Genomic DNA, 21,042 nt, shown 5'->3' on the forward strand with positions numbered 1-21,042 from the left:
TTAGTTAATAAGTTGATTGAACTGTACGAGTAAGATTTCGATCAAACGGACTCAACTGTAGGGATATTTTTTATTTGTAAGAAAATAGCGTAGGCGTATGGCCTTAGTGGATCACTTATGCCCTTTTGGTTTATTTATGTTTAAAAAAATTAAAGAATGGATAAAACAAGCAAGGTAAAAGTAAAAGTTGAAGACTTGGTACTTGTTTTCGGAAAGCAAAAGAAACAAGCTCTGCACTTACTGAACGAGGGTTTCTCGAAGAAGGATATTTTAGCGAAAACGGGCTGTACTATTGGGATTAACAAAGCTAATTTTGAAATCTTCGAGGGGGAATTTTTCGTTATAATGGGGCTTTCGGGAAGTGGGAAATCTACCCTGCTCCGTTGTCTGAATCGATTGAACGAACCGACATCAGGAAAGGTTTATATCAATGGTGAGGATATAACAGGGAAAAATAATAAAGATCTTCTTGAAGTCCGTCGAACAGAAATGAGTATGGTCTTTCAAAAGTTTGGTCTGTTGCCACATCATACCGTGTTGAGCAATGCTGCTTTCGGTTTAGAACTACGAGGGGAAGAACGGGACAAACGGGAATCTAAAGCGCAGCAAGCGCTTGATGTCGTCGGGCTCAGTGGATTTGAACAACAGCTACCTTCTCAGTTATCGGGTGGTATGCAACAGCGGGTTGGACTGGCTCGGGCACTTGCAAATGATCCTGAAGTACTACTGATGGATGAGGCATTTTCAGCTCTGGATCCCCTGATTAAAACAGAAATGCAAGATCAGTTACTGGAGTTGCAGGATAATCTACAAAAAACAATCGTATTTATTACCCATGATCTCGATGAAGCGATCAAATTGGGCGATCGTATTGCTATTATGAAAGATGGTGTCATCGAACAGATCGGTACTGCGGAAGATATCTTGACAAATCCAGCAAGTGAGTATGTTAAAGCCTTTGTTGAAAAAGTGGATCGCAAGTCGATCATTTCGGCAGGTTCACTGATGTTTGAGAAACCTACTGTTGTACGTTTCAAAAAAGATGGCCCTGAGGGGGCGCTGCGGAAAATGCGGGCGACAGGAATTGAAATTCTCCCCGTAGTCGATGCGCATGATACTTTCCTTGGTTTTGTTCATATGAGTGAAGTCATTCAATCGGCAAAGCGTAGGGAACCCACCGTAGAATCCATTATACATGCCAACGTTCCAACCGTATCAAAAGAGGTGACCGTTGAAGAAATGTTGCCCCTGATATCGGAGATCCGGTCGCCAATCGCTGTGGTGAATGAACATAATCGTTTGTTGGGGATCGTAACACAGACATCGTTGATTATCGAAGCGACAAAGTATAATGAAGAAGAAATTATTGAATTAAAAGAGAAAGCAAATAATCAGTAGAAATGAATAAAGTAATCGATATAGGACAATACATCGCTGTAGCCGTCAATTGGCTGACAGATCATTTAGAGCCATTTTTTAACCTGATAAAAAATACAGTGAATGCATCCATTATTGGACTGGAATGGGTGTTAACAACGATACCTTTTTTATTATCATCGCATTATTTACAGCATTAGCCTGGTGGAAATCTGGGAAAGGGGTCGCACTGACGACATTGTTGGGATTAACATTGATCTATCTGATGGGATTTTGGATTGCAACGATGGAGACTTTGGCGCTGGTATTGGTCGCTACCTTGACAGCCTTGGTTATATCAGTTCCTTTGGGTGTGTGGGCCGCGAAGAATAAACTAACAGCGAAAATCATTCGGCCCTTACTTGATTTAATGCAGACGATGCCTGCCTTTGTTTACTTGATTCCAGCGGTGTTATTTTTTAGTATCGGTAAAGTCCCGGGAGCTTTTGCTACCATTATTTTCGCTATGCCACCTGCCGTCCGTTTGACGACTTTAGGGATTGATGCGGTTCCAAAAGATATCGTTGAAGCTGCACGTTCATTTGGCGCGACCAATAGTCAGATCTTATTTAAAGTAGAACTGCCCTTGGCTACAAAAACAATCTTAGCAGGGATCAATCAGACCATATTACTGTCTTTATCTATGGTTGTTATTGCCGGAATGATTGCTGCTGGTGGCTTGGGAGAAAAAGTGCTTGAGGGTATTAATAACTTGGATATTGGTCTTGGTTTTGAAAGTGGTTTGTCCGTTGTGATTCTCGCTATTATTTTGGATCGAATCACGCAGGGCTTTGTAAAAAAGAAAGCATAGTATGAGGAAAATAAAAAGTATGGTATTGTGTCTGATGGTGTTGTTGCTTGCGTCATGCAGCACAGGTCGGAATAAAAATATTATTCATATCGGTATGGTCGATGGCTGGGCCGAAGGGGTCGCAATGACAGAGGTCGCAAAAGTTATTATGGAAGAAAAGGGATATCATGTCGTTATCCAACGAGCTACGCCCGATATGATCTTAGCCTCTATGAACAATGGCGACACAGATCTATATATGGATGTCTGGCTGCCATTGACTCATGGAACTAAAGTGGCTAAATTTCCAAATATTGAAGAGCTCGGAACGAGTTATAGCCATGCGCGGAATGGACTTGTTGTGCCAGATTATGTAACAATTGATCGGATTGAAGAGTTGAGAAAACATGAACGAGAATTTGATAAAAGGATTATCGGTATAGAAAAGGGTGCTGGAATAACACGTGCTGTAGATCAAGTGATCAAAGAATATGAACTCGATTATAAACATGTGAATTCATCTACGGTTGCCATGATTACGGAATTGCAAAACGCGATTAAAGCAAAACGATGGATTGTGGTAGCTGGCTGGCAACCACATTGGATGTTTGCTAAAATGAAATTGAAGTTTTTGGATGACCCCAAAAAGACATTGGGTGATGCCGAGCAAATTAAAATTTTTGCACGGGGAAACTTTAACATTGAGCAGCCTGAGCTAGCCCGATTTTTCTCCAAAGTCTACTTCGATGAATCAACAATGGCTGATTTGTTGTCAAAAATGCAGGGAAGCCAGGACAAAGCATTTACGGCAAAAGAATGGGTCAAGAAACATAACGATCTCGTAAAGGGCTGGTTATTGTAAACTGAGGTGATAAATAGTTATGCTCCCCCAGTACGCTACCCGGCATAGCATAAGGAGGGCATTGTCATTACGACAATGCCCTTAAAAATTTACGGGCCAGTTGAATTTGTTGTTGTATGCTGGATAAAGGATATCTGCTATCATCAATCCATGTGTCGAGCCCCTTTGGAAATTCCCAGGCGAAATCTAAGACTTTCGCTTTTACTGCGGCTAAAATAATGTCATGTTTCGTTGCATTTGGATTGGCAATCTTGATGTTATTATAAATGCTATCCTGGATGAGTGGAAAGTTGTCTGCCATATCCTGATTTCTATTTGTATCCATAGTGAATTATTTTTCAAATAATTAAGAATGATTCTAAATAATTTTATACTTTAGTCAAAGATAGCAGGCATTCTATTGTTATGGGGTCTGCATAAAGGAGTAAAATGTCCGTCGAAGGGAATATTTCTGTTAAGGTATATTGCCTAATGTGCGTAAGACTATTTGAATCCTAAAAGGAATTAAAAATGGCAGTAAGATTATATGATATTGATTCACCCAATTTATTATTGGAGCGGACTTACCCAAGTACCTACTTTTCTGTCGACACTGGAATTTATGAATCTGTAACACATTTAGATACTACATTTGGAAAAGGTTTTTATAAGGAGGTTTTCTTCGATGGTATTCATATTGGTTACGGTCATGCACAGTTATTTAAACGGATGCGGTTTCGTTTTGAAAGTGATTTTGAAACAGTTGAAATGCACTTTGCCTTAAAAGGCAATAGTCAGGCGAGTGGCGAAATGATGCCCTTAGGTGTAAATTTTGAGACATACCAGCATAATATTATTTACGGAAATTCAATGTGTGGTCAAATGGAGTGGGGGAATCAGGAGTTTCAGTTATGTGAAATAAACTTATCGCCCGAATTTTTTAAAAGATTCCTGCCCGAAGATTCTAAATTCTTTGCAGATTTTCGGAATGCTATTGACCGTGGTAAATCGGGATTGCTGACCAATATGCATAGACGGATTACCCACGATATGTATGAAATTATCGACGATGTAATCAATTGTCAACGAAAGGGAATTTTTAAGAAAATTTTCCTGGAAGCAAAGATTATGGAGCTCTTGCTTCTTCAATTGGAACAGTTTCAGGAAGAGGATTTTGTAGCAGTTTCGTTAAAAAAAGCCGATATCGATAAGATATATGCCGTTCGTGAGTTTCTACGAAAAAATACGGATACCAATAGTACACTAGTCAATCTCGCGCATCTGGTGGGTACCAATGAATTCACATTGAAAAAAGGTTTTAAGGAGCTATTTGGTACGACTGTTTTTGGTTTTTGGCATGACGCAAAAATGGAACATGCCAAGAAACTGATCTTAGATGAAGATCGAACAATCGGTGAAGTTTCTGATTTGGTTACAAAAATCAACGCCATTTTTCGGACGCCTTTAAACGTAAATTTGGAATCCCACCGAGTAAGCTAAAAAATACCTTGTAATGTGGAATAGTTTTTTTTACACTTTACGGACCTTTTATTCCTTCTTACGGAAGTTTTAATAGCGCATGAATCGGGTTTGATAAAAGTCGAATAATTACCTTTGTTTAGAAAGATTCTTAATAATGGTCTTTTGATCAAATATGTACGTAATTAGAAAATCATGGGAAAAACTGAAATGAAAGTAATACAGCTCGCCCTGACTGTAAGTAGAAAAGAATACCTGACGCCACATTATATTCGTGTTTATTTGACTGGTGATGGTGTAGATCAAATCGCTAATACGACCGTCGGAGTCAATAACAAGATCTTGATTCCACCAAAGCATGTAGATCGCATTTATTTTCCAGAATTTGATTATGAACGAGGGCAGTGGAAGCCGATGGATGAGGCGATTAGGCCAACAGTTCGAACTTATACACATCGTGGTATCAACCTTGATAGAAATGAAGTATGGATTGATTTCGTTGCCCATGGTGATGAGGGGACAGCTTCAGCTTGGGCTATGGCTGCAAAACTTGGCGATGTGCTTGGGATTCTGATGAAAGCAGGTAAGACGTCTCTATATGAAGTTGCAGCTAACTATCTCCTTGTTGGGGATGCAACTGCAATTCCTGTTCTGGGGGCAATCTTAGAAGATTTGCCACCTTTGGCAAAGGGAATCTGTATGATTGAAGTACATGGTAGCGAAGATATACAGCAATTGAAGACTAAGGCTGCTATTGATTTTATTTGGTTACATAATGATACGCCACAGGAAGGTAGCCTTTTGGCGGATTTGGTGAAGATCAGATCCTTGCCTGTAGCGGATAAATTTGCTTATGTAGCTGCTGAATTTTCGACAGTTAAGGAGATTCGCAATTATTTGCGTATGGATCTCGGTTGGGGAAGAGAGGAGCTTTATGCTTATTCGTATTGGAAAGCTGGAGTTGCTGAAGATAAATCTGCTACAGATCGCCGTAGTGAGAGTGAAGAAATCCAGGCCTAACGTTTACGATAGGTTATGGAGAAACAGAAACAACTGATCTTAAACGGTAAGTTAAGTAGGGTGATGTGGCAGATGTCGTGGCCTGCCGTGATTGCAATGGTCCTGTATGGTCTGAACAATTTTCTGGATGGTATTTTTGTTGGTCATCTGATTAACAATACAGCGTTGGCAGCTGTCGGTGTAACCTATCCTTTAGCCCAATTTGCACAAGGTTTTGGTACCCTGATCGGAACAGGTATGGGGGCAGCAATTAGTATTTGGATAGGTGGGGATCAACAGGAGAAATTACATAGGTCATTTGGTACGATGCATTTTTGGCTATTATTTTCTCTCTTATAATTACGCTCCCTTGCTATGCATTTGCCGACAAATTAGTCTACATGATGGGGGGTAGAGGTGATTTATTGGCTCTTGGGGTGGATTACTTTCGAGCAACCATATTGGGAAGTTTTTTCTGGATTTATGGTTTGTCCCTCAACATGATTATTCGTGCAGAGGGTCGTATGAAAACTGCGGCCTGGATGATTGCAATAGGATTGCTTGTTGATGTCCTACTTAAACCGGTTTTTATAGAACACTTTGGTTGGGGTGTTTCAGGAGCAGCTTGGGCAACCAATATATCGATGATCATCTACACATTTTTAGGTGTATGGTATTACGCCGGGGGAAAGGCTTCGTTCAAAACAAAGTTTTGGTCTTTATCTTGGGATTTATCGATTTTAAAAGAAACGCTTTCATTAGGAATGCCCGGCTTTGTCATGATGGTCATGATTGTAATCCAGAATATTGTTGTCTTCAACGCATTGGCCAATTACGGAAATAATATGGATATTACGTTTTTTACGGCGATCAATCGGCTTTATATTTTATTAAATACCCCACTATGGGGGCTTATGCGGGCTTTGCAGCCTGTAACGGGGATGAATTATGGTGCTGGGCAGTATACGAGAAGTATCAATTCGTACCGTTTATTTGCCATTACTGGGCTGCTGATTCTGCTTCCGTTCTGGTTGCTGGTGATGCTGCATCCCGTTGCTGTGATATCGATCATGATCCCAGGAGCGATTTTTTCAATACAGCAGCTAATGGATTTCAGAATTTACATGAGTGTTTTATTGGTTCTTCCATTTATTTTTATGGCGATGGTGTGGTTTCCTTCCATTGATCATGCCAAGCCTGCGACTTTTATTAGTGTATTGCGACAGGTTGTATTTTATATTCCTATCTTAATTATTGCGCCAAAATATTTTGGTGTACACAGCATTTATGTAGCGAGCGCGGCGATAGACTGGATTATTTTCATTATAGTCATCTATGCGGTTCGACGAATCACGCGGAAGCTCAATATGCAAACTGATGTATAAGACATTGCAGCGCGAACGATGTTAATGTTAAGTTAAGCAATCTTTAAGATTGCATTGTTAATATACTACTCATCTTCTAGTAATATATGTTTCATTTTTTTGGGCAAAATTCAAAATAATGAAACCTATTAAACTACTTCAATTTAGGAAAACAGCTCAGGTGACCTTAGCTATTGCATTGCTGAATGCGGCACATGTCGATAGCGTATGGGCAAACTTTGCGAATGAAACTACCAAGCTCGAAATTGCCGATCAAGCTATTATTAAAGGGATTGTTAAGGATCAGGACGGCAAACCTATTGACGGCGGCACGATCATCAATGAAACCAGCAAACAGAGTACGCGTACAGAGTTTAATGGTAAATTCAATCTGAAAGGTCAGGTTGGCGACCAAATCCGTGTTTCTTCTTTAGGATATAAAACAGCTACAATAACTGCTACAGATGGGGATCTTGCGGTGGTTTTGGAAAAGGATGATTCAAAGTTGGATGAGGTTGTTGTCACGGCAATTGGTATCAAGCAACAAAAGAAGCAAATTGGTTACGCTACCCAAGAAGTCAAATTAGACGTACTTAAAGAGTCTAAAACAATGAATATTGGTACAGCGCTAACGGGACAAGTATCTGGTCTTATCGTTAATAATCCAACGGGGATTTTTCAGGCACCATCTTTTCAATTGCGTGGTAAGAGCCCACTTATTGTCGTAGATGGTATTCCTGTAGAATCTGATTTTTACGACATGTCCAGTCAAAACATAGAAAATATCAATGTGCTGAAAGGAACAGCTGCTTCATCTTTATATGGATCGCGCGGTAAAAATGGCGCGATCTTAATTACAACCAAAAGTGCAAAAAGTGATAGGCTGGAGTTTTCGGTTGGAACCAGTAATATGTTTTCTGCTGGATTTACAGTTTTTCCTGAGTCGCAAAAGGAGTTCGGAAGTGGATCCAACGGTAAATATGAGTTTTGGGATGGTGCTGATGGGGGGATTTCAGATGGAGATATGACATGGGGACCCAAATTGAACTCCGGAATAAAGGTGGCACAATGGAACAGTCCGATTCGTGATAAGCAAACTGGTGAAGTGATTCCTTGGTGGGGCGATGTGAGTGGAACCAAGTATAATGATAAGTCACGTTACGAAAGAGTGCCGATTGATTGGGTCGCACATAACAATTTAGAGGATTTCCTTGGAACTGGACTGATTACCGAGAATAATGCGACATTATCGTATCGTTCGGAAAAGGTAAGCATATTTGGAACAGGAAAATATGCCTATCAAAAAGGTCAGGTGCCCAATACAAAGCTTTCTACAGGTGGATTAAATTTGAATACCTCTTACCGTTTTACTCCTGAGGTACAATTAGATCTTAACTTATCCTATAACAAAGTGAAATCTCCAAATTATCCAAGGTATGGATATGGACCTAAAAATCATATGTATACGATTCTGTTGTGGATGGGAAATGATGTAAATGGACAGGAATTAAAGGATCACCTCTATATTCCGGGACAGGAAGGCTATCGTCAAGCAAACTATAACTATGCTTGGTACAACAACCCTTATTTTGCAGCTAATGAGCTGAACCAAGTATACGATCAGGATATTTTGGCCGGGCAGACTGCTTTAACTTGGCGTATTTCACCTGAATTTACCATCAAAGGTCGTGCTGCAGCAAGACAAAAAAATCTATTCCAGGACATGCAGAGTCCCAAGTCTTACATGAATTATGGCGATTCACGGAATGGGGATTATAAAAACTGGGATAGCAAGCAGCTCAATTTTGATGCGGACGTCTTAGCAACCTATATTAAGCAGTTGTCTGATAATTTCGGTGTAACCGTTAATGCGGGATCTTCCACTTTCAAAAGAGATTATCGTGAGCTTTATCAAACTACTGATGGTTTAGTTGTACCATTTGTCTACAACTTAGGCAATACCCAAGGTCCAGTTAAGGCAACAAATACAACAACTGAGAAAATAATCCGAAGTGCTTATGCGTCGGTAAACTTAAATGTGTTTAAGTCCACCTATCTGAATTTTTCGGGAAGAAATGACTGGTCTTCCACATTATCAAAAGCAAATCAGTCATTCTTTTATCCATCGGTTTCGCTAAGTAGTGTTATCTCCGATTATTTAAACTGCCAGCGCAAATTGACTTTGTTAAATTGTACAGTTCCTGGGCATCGGTATCTTCTGATCTGGATCCTTATAGCATTGCTGCGACTTATAAAAAAGATGTTACCTATGGTTCGACGCCATCAGTAACCTATCCTGCAGGTATTATTAATCCTGATATCCTTCCACAGCAGTCCATTTCTTTAGAAATTGGTGCTTCTATGGCTTTCTTTAAAAATAGGCTTTCGGCTGATGTAACGTACTATAATGTTGTTGATAAAAATCAGATTATCGATTTGAGTATTTCCCAAGCATCCGCTTTTACTTCGCGCAAGGTGAATGGAAATAAATACCGTACAAAAGGACTGGAAATTTCTTTGACAGGAAATATAATTAAAAATGAACAATTTTCGTGGACGTCGACTGTAAACTGGTCCCGTGCAATTCAGCGTTTGGAAGAAATTTACAATAACCAAGCGAAATACGGTAATCTTAAAAAAGGCGATCGTGCAGACAGCTATTATGGTACTGTCTGGGAAAAATCGGCTGATGGTAAGGTTATCTTGAATCCGAATACGGGTATGCCGACCAAAAATCCATTTCCACAGTATTTAGGTTACTTTCAACCGGACTGGCAATTTGGTTTTGCAAACCAGTTTAAATTTAAGGGATTTCAGGTAAATCTTGATTTCGACGGATCTATTGGCGGCGTGATGAACTCGACAACCATAGAAAAAATGTGGTGGGGTGGAAAGCATCCTTCTTCGGTCTTATATCGTCAGGAACAATACGATGCAGGGAAACCAGTTTTTGTGCCAGATGGGGTGATCGTAACAGGAGGTGAGCTTACCCGCGACGTGAACGGTAATATTACTTCAGATACCCGAACGTATACAAGTAATACAAAAGCTGTTGATTGGCAGGCTTGGAGTCAAAATTATCCTTATCAGGCCAGAGTTACAGAGTCTGAAAGTAAACTGTTTGCCAATGTATTTGATCGATCATTTGTAAAACTACGTAGACTGTCGGTAGGTTATGATGTCAATAAGGTGTTTAAATTAAAACAGCTTACGGCCTTAAATGCATCACTATTTGGCTATAATTTGGCTATGTGGAAGAAAGTACCTTATATCGATCCTGATTTTGGTGTTGGAAACGATGGAAAATTACAAGATCCTTCCACGCGATATATTGGTTTTTCTCTAGATTTTAAGTTTTAATAAAGTAGTACGATGAAATTATTTAATAAACATATATTTCTTGGATTCTTTTCTCTTTCAATCATGACTTCTTGTCAGAAATTGACGGAAGTAAATGTTAATCCAAATGAAGCGACAACAACCCACCCGCAAGCTTTATTGACGAAGGTAGAATGGGATGCTTTTCGGACCTGGCACGGTACCTCACCACTATATGCCTTGAAAATGATTGTGCAAACAGATGGTGAAAATGCGAATCAAATTTATAATTGGCAAAGGGGAAGCTTTGAGCAATATGGTAATCTTCGCAATATTACCAAGATGACCGAAGAAGCTGAACGTATTGGCGCTGAAAGTTATTTGGCATTAGCAAAATTTTTCCGTGCGTATTATTTTTATAATCTTACCTTAACGTTTGGTGATGTCCCTTATTCAGAAGCAGCAAAGGGTGAAAATTTAGCAATTTTTGCGCCGAAATACGATACACAGAAAGACGTTTTGGTGGGTGTATTGAAGGAGCTCGAGGAAGCAAGTATTATTCTGAAGAAGAACAATAACACCATAAATGGGGATATTATTTATGGTGGAAATAGTGGCAATTGGAACAAGTTAGTCAATTCATTTCGCCTAAAAGTACTATTGACGCTTTCGAAGAAAACGACTGATCTTCCATTTAATGCAGCAACAGAATTTTCAAAAATATTTACCAATGAGTCTAGAATCACTGATGTTGGTGGTGGTGAAGATGGGCAACTCATCTTTTTGAATCAAGAGGGTAATCGCTATCCTGAATTTAACTCTAGCGGTTATGGATCGGGAATGTATATGGATTCCACTTTTATCCAACGATTGCAGGACCTGAAAGATCCGCGGTTATTTGCCGTCGCTACACAAACAAGACTGGGTAAAGAAGCGGGTAAAGCGATTAATGACTTTACGGCTTATGAAGGCGGAGATCCGATTGTTCCTTATGCACAGGTGAATGCAAAAGCTGTATTAGGTAAATTATCGAAAGTCCACGAACGATTTTATCAAGATCCCACAGCTGAGCCATTGGTCTTATTGGGCTGTTCGGAGATGCAGTTTATTTTGGCTGAAGCCATTTTGAAAGGTTGGATAACGGGCGATCTCAATGCAACGTATACCAAAGGAGTACAGGCATCGTTCAAATTTTATGAAAAGTATGCGAAAAATATAGGAACTTATACAAATGAAGCACAAGCTGCCAAATATCTTGAACAAAATTCGGTAAGTCTTGACGGGGCTAGCTCCAATGAGCAAAAGCTCGAACGTATCTTGATGCAGAAATACCTGCGCTCATTTCATCAGGGGGGATACTCGGCTTATTTTGATCATTTGCGCACGGGATATCCGAGTTTCCGTAAATCGGCGAATGTGAAAACAGCCTATCGCTGGATGTATCCTCAAGATGAGTACAATAATAATACGGCGAATGTATCTGATGCGATCAAATCACAATTTGGCGGAAATGACAATATTAATTTACAGACTTGGTGGTTAAAATAATGGATTCAAGGAGGGTATTTTTAAAAAAAGCAGCCATGCTGGCAGGGAGTACAGTCGCCATAAACTGGCTGCCTGAATCAATACAAAAAGCCTTGGCGATTGAAGCTCCAAAAGGATCAACTTTTTTGGATGCCGAACATGTTGTCTTTTTGATGCAGGAAAACAGATCGTTTGACCACTGTTTTGGAACTTTGAAGGGTGTACGTGGCTTTAACGATCCCCGCGCGATGAAATTGCCGAATGGTCTACCTGTATGGATACAAGGAAATAAGGAAGGTGCATATTTTGCACCTTTCCATTTAGATATCGTCAATAGTAAATCGACTTGGATGGGGTCGCTTCCGCATGGTTGGCGTGATATGGTTGCTGCTCGTCATGACGGGAAAATGGATAATTGGTTGGAAGCAAAGAGCTCTGGCAATTCAGAATATAAGGCTATGCCTTTAACAATGGGTTATTATAACCGTGCGGATATTCCTTTTTATTATGCTTTTGCAGATGCATTTACAATTTGTGACCAGCATTTTTGTTCTTCACTGACGGGAACGAGCGCTAATCGATCGTATTTTTGGACTGGTACAGTGCGCGAAGAACCCCGTAATCCCGAATCTGTTGCGCATGTAGACAATGGTCAGATCAACTACAAGGATGTCAAATGGAAAACCTATCCTGAACGACTGCAAAAAGCAGGGGTCTCGTGGAAAGTTTATCAAAATGAACTAAGTTTACCAGTAGGCTTTAAAGGAGAAGAGGAAGATTGGTTGGCCAATTTTACAGATAACAACCTGGAGTTTCATCAACAATATGGTGTAAGATATCATTTGGCACATTATCAGTGGATGAAAGAACGGGTAAAAGAGCTGCATAAATTTTTGGAAACAAATCCAAAAGAAGAATTGCTGCACAAAGCCAAAGCGGAATTGGAGGATTTGAAAAGGGATGTCATTCATTATACGCCCGAGAATTTTGAAAAGCTATCCCAGTTCGAAAAAGATATCCATCACAATGCATTTGTGACTAATCTAGCTGATCCCAACTTTCACAAACTTGATAAATTAAGTTATAAAGAAGGTGGAAAGCGGCAGGAAGTTGAGGTGCCAGCCGGAGATGTTTTTTATCAGTTTAGAAAAGATGTTGAAGATCGCCAATTACCTACAGTGTCGTGGTTAGTGGCACCTTGTCGTTTTTCGGATCATCCGGGCTCACCTTGGTATGGGGCATGGTACGTATCCGAAGTCCTCGATATATTGACCAAAGACCCTGAGGTTTGGAAAAAGACGATTTTCATCTTAACTTATGACGAAAATGATGGATATTTTGATCATATCGCTCCTTTTGTTCCGCCATTGAGCACGAACAAAGATCAGGGTACCGTGTCAGAAATCGACACTTCGGATGAATATGTTACGCTAGAACAGGAGCGAAAAAGGAGAAATAGTAATAATGTAAGTTTTGAAAGTCCTATTGGTTTGGGCTATCGCGTACCAATGGTGATAGCTTCACCCTGGTCTAAGGGTGGTTGGGTCAATTCCGAAGTTTTTGACCACACCTCCTGTCTTCAATTTTTAGAATATTTTTTGGAGAAGAAAACGGGTAAGGTGATACGGGAAGAAAACATCAGTCAATGGCGAAGAATGGTCTGTGGCGACTTAACAACTTCTTTTCGTCCTGTAGATAACATTTCCAAAACAAGGCTTAATCCGGTAGACAGAGACGGGTATGTTGAACGTATATTCTCCGCCAGGAATAAAAAACTCCCAACAGATTTTGTGAAAATCGACAGCCAAAAACTGGAGGAAATCAAATCGACAGGTCAGTATCATGCAGCTATGCAGATGCAAGAGCAGGGATGGAAGGATGCTTGTGCTTTACCTTATGAATTGCAGCTAAAAGTACAACATACACCAACGATGCTTTCCATCAGCTCAACCTTGGAAAGAAGGCTCAATACAGCTAAAGCGGGAGCGGGCATGCCTTATTATGTTATTTCCTATGTGGCGTATGATGGCCATCCGTCGGGTAAAGTTTGGAATTTTACGGTACGGGAAGGGGATCAATTAGCGTATGAATGGGAACTCGATAAAATTGTAGGAGAGTACATATCATTTGCATTGCATGGCCCTAATGGTTTCTATCGTGCGATTGAAGGCGCAAAGTCACATATTCCAGCTATTGATGTGTATACGAAAGTAGTTGCTGGAAAGCCTATTCTTTGTGTACAATCAGAGTCGCTAAATTGGGATTTACATCTTAAAGACTGTTCCTATGATCTTTTCCATGCGAAGGCAATGCGCAAGGATGATCCTGCTTTGGTTGAAATCGATTGCAGCAAGAGTGAAGGTTGGTATGATATCGAAATAACGTGTTCAGAAGATCATGCGGTCAAATTCTGCTATGCTGGACATATAGAGACTGGTAAATCAAGTAAGACGGATCCGTTGATGGGTAAAGTAAAATTATAACTGAACCAATTAAATACTAGGACGAAAGCGCTGTTTCACGATCGATGAACACAGCGCTTTTGCTTTTGCAAAATAGCGCAAGATTCTTTTCGTGTGGATTTTGGCAAAAATGGGATTTGTGTCTCTTGAGTCAAAACGTTATTTTTATGGTTTGGATCGTAGTTCCTTACAGAGAGCTACACATCATGACGAATATGGAGGAGCAAAAAATTATTTTGGTTGAAGATGAACAGGATGTTGCTGATTTGATCGTACAAGGCTTAGGCGAGGATGGCTATAGGGTCATTCATCTGGGGCGTTCGGAAGGTCTGGAACAGCTTTTGGCGAAGCAAGATGTCTCTCTTGTGCTATTGGATATTCTTTTGCCGGGAACCAATGGCCTGGATATTTGTAAGCAGATCAGACAGTGGGGGTATACCGATTTACCTGTTATGATGCTGACTGCACTTGGTACTCCAGAAAATGTGGTGCTCGGACTCGATAATGGTGCCGATGACTATCTTTCCAAGCCCTTTAAGCTCATTGAATTGAAGGCTCGGATACGTTCATTGATCCGCAGGCAACAGTCTATCGTACAGGCAACACAACGTGAGTTACAGCCCTCGAAAGACACATTTAGTTATGGTTTTCTGCGTATCGATGATTATAAAAAAATAGCCTACTGTGAGGGGCAGGAACTCAATCTGACAAGTACAGAGTATCGTTTACTTTTGTTGTTTATTCAGAGCCCCAAAAAGGTATTTGAGCGCACGGAGCTTTTGGACAAAATATGGGGTATAAATTTCGATATCGGATCAAATGTTGTCGATGTTTATGTGAATTATCTGAGAAAAAAGATTGAAAAAGTAACGAGCAAAAAAGCGATCCATACGGTTATTGGTATGGGATATGTTTTAAAAATAGAAGACTGAATATTTAAACATGCACAATTATAACCGAAAGCTTACTTATCTCATTGCAATTCTAGTCATTTATGTGAGTTGTTTTGTTGGCTTTATTTTTTATTCCATTACGAATTTTGCTTTTACAGATTTTTATAAGCGGCTGGACCTGCGGCGAAATATTGCTGCAGAGAAATTTCTGAATAGTAAATCTGCCTCCCAAACTGATCAGTGGAGCCTTGATTTTATTGAAAATCTCAATAATCAGCATGAATTTTTGGTGGAATTTGATAGCAATGGTGCTATTGTAAGAAGCCAGGGATTCCATAAAGAACTTTGGGATAAAATCAATAAAAACGGAAGCTCAAATTTCAAGTCGGGCAATCAATTCTATTCAACCAAATATTTCTCGCAAAATGGTCGAAAGTATATCGTGGGCGCTTCTGCTGAAAATTACTTTTATACACACCATTTGGCCTATCTTCGTAATCTCCTTATTATAAGTCTGATTTTGGGAATTCTCTTTATATTCGTTGTTTCGGTTTTTATGAAGCGCTCGTTTTTAAAGCCCATATTGACCATGATGAAAGAGGTGCAGGAGATTGGTTCTGAAAATCTCTATAAACGATTGGATGAGGATAAATATAAAGGGGAGCTTCATGGTCTGGCACTCACCTTTAATCGGATGTTGACGCGCTTGGAAACCTCTTTCGAAACACAAAAGAACTTTATCAGCAATGCATCACATGAACTGAATACGCCATTGACATCCATCATAGGACAGGCAGATCTTGCTTTATCAAAAGAACGCACAACGGAGGAGTACCAACGAACATTATTTAAGATCATTGAGTCGGCAGAGCATTTGGAAAAGAAAACAAAAGCACTTTTACTGCTGGCGCGTACAGGTTTTGTTAATAATGCGACTGCATTTAGCCCCGTTCGTATTGATCAGATTGTGATGGATGCAGAACTAACAGTTAAGGCCATCAACGACAAGTTTAAGATTATTACAGATTTCAGTCTATTACCAGATGATAGTATGCGACTTAAGGTGAATGGAAATGCAATTTTGCTACAACTTGCGCTATCCAATATTATCAGCAATGCATGTAAGTATTCATCGGATAGAACAGCATACATTGCTTTGGGTGCATTGGACAATAAAGTCTTTATTCTAATAAAAGACAAAGGTATCGGAATACCTTCCCGTGAATTGGACCATATTTACGATCCCTATTTTAGAGCTTCCAATACGAGTGGGATAGATGGTTATGGTATAGGACTTCCCTTAGCCAGGAATATTATTAAGCTGCATGGTGGGACATTGAAAGTCAATTCTGTTGTGAGTGAAGGTACCACTGTAGAAATTGAACTACCCACTTACCTTCGATTCTAATGTAGTTTTAATTTAGATGGCATTTCTAATCTCATTTTAATACAGTTGCGAGCTTTCTAATGAAAAGCTAATTTTAGATTCATTCCGTTGCCATATGTGCGTTTTAACTTTGCTAAAAAAAAGCATGGCTAAAACAACGCGTATATTAATACCCAGTGATTTTACAGTCGACTCCCTTCATTTTGTGCGTCAAAGTATTGAAGAGTCAACGGCTGATTGTATCGATATTATCCTTGTGTATGGCAATAAAAGCAGCACTTCTGCGAGTGAATTACTCGGAATTGGATTGGAAGATCAACTGGAAACACTTCAATCGGATTCTTTTTTAAAAGGCTGCAGCGTAATCTATCAGCGCTATAAAAACCGTGGGCTCAGTATTTTTGCAGATATCTTGGGTACCGATAACAGTCATTATTTGCAGCATTATCTTAGGGGACAGTCTGTTGATGAGATCATAATACCGCGAGATTATACCTATAAAAAGAAAACACGCAATTTTTTTAATGTCGCTAATGCACTCCGTAAGGTTGAGGGCCAAATTTGTTCTACGATTATATTTAAAGAGCAATCAAGTATCGGAAACAGAGCAACCGGACTAGTTGAATGATCGCTGGGAGTTTTTTACTATTGTTTTAGCTGAAATTATCATTTCTAACTTATCTTCTATCTATTTTTATGGGGCATATACAAGGCGGACCATCCCCCTTACAGCGGTTGGCAAGCCTATTACATACTGAACGGAAAACGATCAATTATATATTTATTTACGCTATTGTGATCGGTATTTTTAGTTTGACTATTCCAATAGGGATAACAGCAATCTTTAATTTTTTAAGCAATGGAGCGATGTATAGCTCTACCTATATCTTAATTGCTTTTGTGTTATTTGGCGTGATCGTGGGTGGAGTATTATTGATCGGACAATTGACCTTGGTCGAGTATTTGGAGCAGAAAATCTTTCTAAAATCAGCGATTGAATTTTCGTATCGACTGCCAAGAATTAAACCTAAAGAGTTACTTGGAAAAAACCTAGTGGAGTTGGTCAACCGATTTTTTGATGTCATCATTATTCAAAAGGGAATTATCAAACTTTTGATCGATATCATCGCCGCGGTCGTGACAATTTTCTTCAGCGTGGTTTTATTATCTTTTTATCATCCCGCATTTTTGGCCTTTGGCCTTATTGTCATTTTTTCTGTCATTACGATACTTGTTTTATATTATAAAAGAGGCTTGAAAACAAGTATTGAAGAGTCTGAATACAAATATGAAATGGTAGCTTATTTGGAAGCTGTTGCCGGACAAATCGACCATTATCGCGGTGATGAGATGAAAATGAATGAAGTGACAAAAACAACAGATTCCATTGTCAGTAAATATTTAGCGGCGAGGAATGATCATTTTAAGGTTTTAAAGCGTTTTTTTCTAGGTTCTGTCCTGCTTCGGACCCTGTTGTTTGGAGCGATGCTCTTGCTTGGATCCTATTTTGTTGTCGAGCGGCAAATGACTTTTGGCCAATTTGTAGCTGCTGAAGTTGTGATCGTTCAAATTGGTTATGCCATTGAAAAACTGATGACTAACTTAAATACGATTTTTGATATGCTTACGGGAGTTGTCAAACTGGCGGCTGTAACCGATCTTGCGTTGGAGGAGGACGCTGCGGTTTATGTTGATTAATAAGGATCATTCGAATCGGACAACGCTCTCTTGGAGAGATCTTTCTCATGATGCTGTTGATAGCTTATTGAAAGAGCGGGGATCCTTAGTTTTGGGGCGGATCCTTGTGTTATCTGGGATTGTTTTTGTACTGGCACTTTTTCTCCCCTGGCGGCAAACAATTCTCGGAGTAGGAACGGTTACTGCTTTACGTCCACAAGATAGACCGCAGACTATCCAAAATCAGATTGGTGGCCGCATCGAGTATTGGGCAGTTACCGAAGGGCAGGAAGTGAAGAAAGGTGACACAATTTTGGTCCTTTCGGAGACTGCACAATCCTATTTTGATCCCATGCTACCTGTGAGATTAGAAGAACAATTGCATGCCAAAAGGAGTGGAGAAGATGCCGCTAATCAAAAGATGCAAGCTACCCAAGCACAGATTGAAGCATTGAAAAATGGGCTGGATTTTCAGCTTGCATCAGCTAAAAATAAGGTGGTTCAAGCACAAAATGTGGTAAAAATAGATAGTGCAGAACTTGTCGCTGTTATGAGCTTTTTTGAGACCAGTGAAAAGCGGCTTAAACGGTACGAAGAAGGGTATCGTGATGGCTTATTTTCGTTAACGGATATTGAGACAAGACGCTTAAATCTACAAAATGATCGAGCTAAAGTAGTAAGTGCGGATAACAAATTATCAAATTCAAGACAATCACTAACAAATGCGAGCATCGAATTAAACAACATCCGTGCAAAGTATAATGAGTCATTAGCGAAAGCGCAGTCTGATTTAAGTTCCGCTTTTTCTTCCAAGGCCTCAGTACAGGGCGATATCGCTAAACTGAGAAATGAGATCTCCAATATCGATGTCCGACGAGGATTATATGTCGTGAGAGCTCCACAAGATGGTTTTATTGTAAAAACCTTTAAAGCTGGAATCGGTGAAAATATGAAGGAAGGGGAGTCCGTTGCGACATTGCAACCTAAAAAACCACTGCTGGCCGTAGAGCTTTATGTAAACGCGATGGATGTACCATTGATTGAGCCGGAGAGTGATGTAAGGCTGCAATTTGATGGCTGGCCATCGATCCAATTTTCCGGATGGCCTTCTGTCGCGGTGGGTACCTTTGCCGGAAAAGTTTCAGTCATCGATAAAGTGAGCAGTACGAATGGTCGATTTAGGATTTTGATACGCGCGACCGATCCGGTTCCTGAGGGTGACGAGCCTTGGCCAATCCAGTTAAACCAAGGTTCAGGTGCTTATGGAAGGGTTATTTTAAACAAAGTACCTTTGTGGTATGAGATATGGCGACAGTTGAATGGTTTTCCCCCGAGTTTGGAACGAGAACCAAAAGAAAGTGAAAAAAAGTAATTGTTATATGAATAAATTGAATTTTATTTTTATCATGTTCTGCTTTTTTTTCTATTCCCATCTTTTGGCTCAGGAAAAGGAATATGGAGCACCGAAGACTTTTACAGTTGATGACATGGAAGAGCTTTTAATGGCCAATCATCCCATTGTTAAACAAGTAAATCTACTGAGTGAAACTGCAAAAGCCCAAGTAACACAAGCGTTAGGGAAGTTTGATCCAACACTAAATTCGAGCTTTAAAAATAAGCATTTCGGTCATACGGATTATTACAATGAGTGGAATAGCGAGTTGAAAATCCCACTTTGGTTAGCAGGAGCAGATCTGAAAATAGCTTATGATCGAAATGTAGGGGATTATACAAACCCACAATCCCGAACGAATAATGCGGGGCTCTCTGCAATCGGTTTAAGTATTCCTTTGGGGCAAGGTTTAATCGTCGATAGCCGAAGGAATACGTTACAGCAGGCAAAGGCGATGATCAGCTATCTGGAAGGCGAAAAGATCAAGCAAATTAATGCCATTTGGTTTCAGGCACTTTCAGATTATTGGAACTGGTATTTTGCTTACCAGCAATACCAACTTTTATTAGAGGGCGTTAAATTAGCGGATCAGCGGTTTAGCGCAATCAGTGAGCAGACTATGCTGGGGGACAAACCTGCAATCGATTCTATCGAAGCTTCGGTCGTCGTAAAAGAACGACGGATAGAACTTTCAAAGTATGAAGTAGAACTTAAAAATGCGAAAATTGTATTGTCCAATCATTTGTGGAATGATCAACAATTTCCGGTTGAACTTCCCGATCACGCCATACCACATAAGCTCGAAGACCAAGTTATTTTGCCGGATAATCGTGTGATCGAGGCACTACTGGATTCGGCAAAAATTGCTCATCCCGAAATGATCAAGTTGGCTAGTAAAAATCAGCAACTGCTATTTGAAGAACGTTATCGAAAAGAAATGCTTAAACCTAAATTGAATGTGTCGGGTACGCTCATTTCTAGCCGTCGCGGTTTAAATGATTTTGTACCACCGCAGTATGATTTTAATTGGCAGAACTATAAGCTAGGTTTTGAATTTGCATTTCCACTTTTTATTCGCGCCGAACGTGGGAAGCTCAAAGAGGTACGGATTAAGCAAGATCAACTACGATTTGAGCAGGTAGCGACTGAAAGAAATATTTACAATGACGTCGTTAAAAAGTACAATGATTTAAATGCTTACAGTAAACAGATTGAACTTCAATCGATCAATATAAGTAACCAGGAATTGCTCCTTAAGGGTGAATTAAATAAGTTTGAGCTGGGTGAATCAACCTTGTTTGTTGTCAATAGCAGGGAAAACAAGCTGATTGAAATGCGTATCAAGCAAGAGAAGCTTTTTACGGACTATCGGAAGGCACTGGCAGAGTTATACTACAAGGCCGGAACTAAATTTTAATCCCATTTTAATCTACATTTTATTTTTAATCTCATTTTAATACAAGTCCTAAAATTCTAATAGAAAGTTAATTTCAGAT

17 protein-coding genes and 1 pseudogene are annotated in these 21,042 nt (G+C 39.8%); 17 read left to right on the plus strand and 1 reads right to left on the minus strand.

Annotated elements, in window-relative coordinates; all coding sequences use genetic code 11:
- The first annotated feature begins 156 nt into the window (after positions 1–156).
- From DTA23_RS22055 to DTA23_RS22065, 4 genes are read left to right on the plus strand one after another with little or no spacing between them, the layout of a single operon-like run.
- A complete protein-coding gene (locus DTA23_RS22055; RefSeq protein ID WP_046675375.1) occupies positions 157–1,398 on the plus strand; it encodes a quaternary amine ABC transporter ATP-binding protein in 1,242 nt (413 codons plus the stop codon).
- 2 nt (positions 1,399–1,400) lie between these two features.
- Positions 1,401–1,577, plus strand: coding sequence for a hypothetical protein (locus DTA23_RS29655; RefSeq protein WP_256604606.1), 177 nt, complete (start codon positions 1,401–1,403; stop codon positions 1,575–1,577).
- A complete protein-coding gene (locus DTA23_RS22060) occupies positions 1,523–2,227 on the plus strand; it encodes an ABC transporter permease (RefSeq protein ID WP_256604607.1) in 705 nt (234 codons plus the stop codon). Before DTA23_RS29655 ends, DTA23_RS22060 begins: the two co-directional genes overlap by 55 nt.
- A 1-nt stretch (position 2,228) precedes the next feature.
- Positions 2,229–3,068 (plus strand): glycine betaine ABC transporter substrate-binding protein, encoded by an 840-nt coding sequence (locus DTA23_RS22065; protein WP_112376057.1) that lies wholly within the window; start codon positions 2,229–2,231, stop codon positions 3,066–3,068.
- 67 nt (positions 3,069–3,135) lie between these two features.
- Here the strand turns inward: DTA23_RS22065 and DTA23_RS22070 are convergent, their stop codons facing one another.
- On the minus strand, positions 3,136–3,393 hold the full coding sequence (locus tag DTA23_RS22070) for an ABC transporter ATP-binding protein/permease (RefSeq protein WP_112376058.1): 258 nt from the start codon (positions 3,391–3,393) through the stop codon (positions 3,136–3,138).
- Between the two features lie 185 nt (positions 3,394–3,578).
- Between DTA23_RS22070 and DTA23_RS22075 the strand changes: the two genes are divergently transcribed.
- The 13 genes and pseudogenes from DTA23_RS22075 to DTA23_RS22130 all read left to right on the plus strand — a co-directional run bounded on the left by DTA23_RS22075 (position 3,579) and on the right by DTA23_RS22130 (position 20,963).
- Positions 3,579–4,547 carry a helix-turn-helix transcriptional regulator gene (locus DTA23_RS22075; protein WP_239468831.1) on the plus strand — a complete coding sequence of 323 codons (969 nt, stop codon included), beginning with the start codon at positions 3,579–3,581 and terminating at the stop codon, positions 4,545–4,547.
- A 174-nt stretch (positions 4,548–4,721) separates the two neighbouring features.
- On the plus strand, positions 4,722–5,546 hold the full coding sequence (locus DTA23_RS22080; RefSeq protein ID WP_112376059.1) for a siderophore-interacting protein: 825 nt from the start codon (positions 4,722–4,724) through the stop codon (positions 5,544–5,546).
- Between the two features lie 96 nt (positions 5,547–5,642).
- A pseudogene (locus DTA23_RS22085) lies at positions 5,643–6,910 on the plus strand (MATE family efflux transporter).
- A gap of 118 nt (positions 6,911–7,028) precedes the next feature.
- Complete coding sequence (locus tag DTA23_RS22090; protein WP_218565444.1) at positions 7,029–9,179, plus strand: TonB-dependent receptor plug domain-containing protein; 2,151 nt, start codon at positions 7,029–7,031, stop codon at positions 9,177–9,179.
- Positions 9,080–10,249, plus strand: a complete 1,170-nt coding sequence (locus DTA23_RS28075; RefSeq protein WP_218565445.1) for a SusC/RagA family TonB-linked outer membrane protein — start codon at positions 9,080–9,082, stop codon at positions 10,247–10,249. Before DTA23_RS22090 ends, DTA23_RS28075 begins: the two co-directional genes overlap by 100 nt.
- 12 nt (positions 10,250–10,261) lie before the next feature.
- Positions 10,262–11,755, plus strand: coding sequence for a SusD/RagB family nutrient-binding outer membrane lipoprotein (locus DTA23_RS22095; protein ID WP_112376555.1), 1,494 nt, complete (start codon positions 10,262–10,264; stop codon positions 11,753–11,755).
- Entirely contained in the window at positions 11,755–14,217 is a 2,463-nt protein-coding gene (locus DTA23_RS22100) for a phosphocholine-specific phospholipase C (protein ID WP_204991035.1), read from the plus strand. The genes DTA23_RS22095 and DTA23_RS22100 overlap by 1 nt, the downstream gene beginning before the upstream one ends.
- A 146-nt stretch (positions 14,218–14,363) precedes the next feature.
- Positions 14,364–15,128 (plus strand): response regulator transcription factor, encoded by a 765-nt coding sequence (locus DTA23_RS22105; RefSeq protein WP_239468832.1) that lies wholly within the window; start codon positions 14,364–14,366, stop codon positions 15,126–15,128.
- Positions 15,129–15,138: 10 nt separating this feature from the next.
- On the plus strand, positions 15,139–16,497 hold the full coding sequence (locus DTA23_RS22110; RefSeq protein WP_112376060.1) for a HAMP domain-containing sensor histidine kinase: 1,359 nt from the start codon (positions 15,139–15,141) through the stop codon (positions 16,495–16,497).
- A gap of 124 nt (positions 16,498–16,621) precedes the next feature.
- On the plus strand, positions 16,622–17,104 hold the full coding sequence (locus DTA23_RS22115; protein ID WP_112376061.1) for a hypothetical protein: 483 nt from the start codon (positions 16,622–16,624) through the stop codon (positions 17,102–17,104).
- Positions 17,105–17,172: 68 nt separating this feature from the next.
- Positions 17,173–18,174, plus strand: coding sequence for an ABC transporter transmembrane domain-containing protein (locus tag DTA23_RS22120; protein WP_112376062.1), 1,002 nt, complete (start codon positions 17,173–17,175; stop codon positions 18,172–18,174).
- Positions 18,164–19,525 (plus strand): HlyD family secretion protein, encoded by a 1,362-nt coding sequence (locus tag DTA23_RS22125; protein WP_112376063.1) that lies wholly within the window; start codon positions 18,164–18,166, stop codon positions 19,523–19,525. The genes DTA23_RS22120 and DTA23_RS22125 overlap by 11 nt, the downstream gene beginning before the upstream one ends.
- A 7-nt stretch (positions 19,526–19,532) precedes the next feature.
- Positions 19,533–20,963, plus strand: a complete 1,431-nt coding sequence (locus tag DTA23_RS22130) for a TolC family protein (RefSeq protein WP_112376558.1) — start codon at positions 19,533–19,535, stop codon at positions 20,961–20,963.
- Positions 20,964–21,042 lie beyond the last annotated feature (79 nt).

Source organism: Sphingobacterium multivorum (genome assembly GCF_900457465.1).
GTDB lineage: Bacteria > Bacteroidota > Bacteroidia > Sphingobacteriales > Sphingobacteriaceae > Sphingobacterium > Sphingobacterium multivorum.